At 75.4% G+C, this 2,453-nt stretch carries 1 protein-coding gene; it reads right to left on the reverse strand.

All coding sequences use genetic code 11. The annotated features are described in order from the left end of the window. The coding region (locus LO771_RS29915) for a bifunctional FO biosynthesis protein CofGH (protein ID WP_230748281.1) at nucleotides 1-2,453 on the reverse strand (2,453 nt) is incomplete at both ends.

The following is a 2,453-nucleotide window of genomic DNA, read 5'->3' on the forward strand; positions in this document are numbered from 1 at the left end:
CGGGCCGGGCGGCCGGCGGCCTGCGCGATGGCCTCCAGGTCGCGGACGGACCGGTGGGAGCCGTAGGCGGAGCCCGCCATCCGGGAGATGGTCTCCTCCATGAGGGTGCCGCCCAGGTCGTTGGCGCCGGAGCGCAGCATCCGGGCCGCGCCCTCCGCGCCGAGCTTGACCCAGCTGGTCTGGATGTTGGTGATGTGCGGGTGGAGCAGCAGGCGGGCCATGGCGGTGACCGCGAGGTTGTCCCGCTGGGTGGGGCCGGGGCGGGCGATGCCGGCCAGGTAGACGGGGGCGTTGGTGTGGACGAAGGGCAGGGTGACGAACTCGGTGAAGCCGCCGGTCCGCTGCTGGATCTCCGCCAGCAGGCGCAGGTGGCCCAGCCAGTGGCGGGGGGTGTCCACGTGCCCGTACATCATGGTCGAGGAGGAGCGGATGCCCAGGGCGTGGGCGGCGGTGACGACCTCGACCCAGGTGGCGGCGGGCAGTTTGCCCTTGGTGAGGATCCACCGGACGTCGTCGTCGAGGATCTCGGCCGCGGTGCCGGGGATGGTGTCCAGGCCGGCCTCCTTGGCCTGCTGCAGCCAGTCGCGGACGGACAGGCCGGTGCGGGCGGCGCCGTTGACGACCTCCATCGGGGAGAAGGCGTGCACGTGGATGCCGGGCACCCGCTCCTTGACCGCGCGGGCGATGTCGAAGTAGGCGGTGCCGGGCAGGTCGGGGTGGATGCCGCCCTGCATGCAGACCTCGGTGGCGCCCACGTCCCACGCCTGGGCGGCCCGGTCGGCGACCTGCCCCAGGGAGAGGGTGTAGGCGTCCGCGTCGGTGCGGCGCTGGGCGAAGGCGCAGAAGCGGCAGCCGGTGTAGCAGACGTTGGTGAAGTTGATGTTGCGGGTGACGCAGTAGGTGACCTCGTCGCCGACGGTGTCGCGGCGCACGTCGTCGGCGATGCGGCACAGGGCGTCCAGCGCGGGGCCGTCGGCGTGCAGCAGGGCGAGGGCCTGGTCGTCGGTGAGCCGGACCGGGTCGTCGGCGGCCACCGCCAGGGCCTGGCGGACGTCGGCGTCGAACCGCTCGACGGCGTGCGGGGCGGCCTGCTCGCGCAGGGCCTCCCAGTCGCCGTAGACGTCCTCGAAGTCGCCGCGGCGGTCGGCGGAGCGGCCCTCGGTGTCGACGGCGCGGTGCAGGTCGGTGCGGCCGGAGGCGGCCGGCCCGTCCTCGGGCTCCTGCCAGGGCAGGCCGGCCGGCAAGGCGCCCTCGCGGGCCAGGCCGGTCGCCGGGTCGGCGAGGGCGGTGACGTGCGGCACGATCCGCGGGTCCAGCCAGGGCTCGCCGCGCAGGACGTACTCGGGGTACACGGTGAGCCGCTCGCGCAGCGCGAACCCGGCGGCGGCGGTGCGCTCCGCCAGCTCCTCGATGTGCGGCCAGGGCCGCTCGGGGTTGACGTGGTCCGGGGTGAGCGGGGAGACGCCGCCCCAGTCGTCGATGCCCGCGCCGATCAGCAGCGCGTACTCCTCCTCGACGAGGTTCGGCGGCGCCTGGATGCGGGCGGACGGGCCCAGCACCAGCCGGGCCACCGCGACGGCCGCGGCCAGCTCCTCCAGCTCGGCGTCGGGCATGCCGCGCATCGCGGTGTCCGGCTTGGCCCGGAAGTTCTGGACGATGACCTCCTGCACGCCCTGGTACTGCCGCGCCACCCGGCGGATCGCGAAGAGCGACTCGGCCCGCTCCTCGCGACTCTCGCCGATGCCGATGAGGATCCCGGTGGTGAACGGCACGGCGCTGCGCCCCGCGTCCTCCAGCACCCGCAGCCGCACGGCGGGCTCCTTGTCCGGGGAGCCGTGGTGCGGGCCGCCGGGCTCGGACCACAGGCGGGTCGCGGTGGTCTCCAGCATCATCCCCATGGAGGGGGCGACGGGCTTGAGGCGCTGCAGGTCGGTCCAGGTCAGGACGCCCGGGTTGAGGTGCGGCAGCAGGCCGGTCTCCTCCAGGACCCGCACGGCCATGGCGCGCACGTAGGCGAGGGTGTCGTCGTAGCCGTGGGCGTCCAGCCACGCGCGGGCCTGGGGCCAGCGCTCCTCGGGGCGGTCGCCCAGGGTGAACAGGGCCTCCTTGCAGCCGAGCGCCGCGCCGCGGCGGGCGATGTCCAGCACCTGGTCCGGCGAGAGGTACATCCCGTGGCCCTCGCGCCGGAGCCTGCCCGGCACGGTGGCGAAGGTGCAGTAGTGGCAGCGGTCGCGGCAGAGCCGGGTGAGGGGGACGAACACCTTTTTGGAGTAGGTGACCACCCCGGGGCGGCCGGCCGCCTCCAGTCCGGCGTCGCGCACCCGGGCCGCCGAGGCGCACAGGTCGCGCAGGTCGGCGCCGCGCGCCGCGAGCAGCACGGCGGCCTCCGCGGTGTCCAGGGCGACGCCGTCGCGGGCCCGGCGCAGGGCCCGCCGCACGGCGCTGGAGGTGGG

Origin of the sequence: Streptacidiphilus sp. ASG 303 (genome assembly GCF_020991365.1) — a bacterium.
Classification (GTDB): Bacteria; Actinomycetota; Actinomycetes; order Streptomycetales; family Streptomycetaceae; genus Peterkaempfera.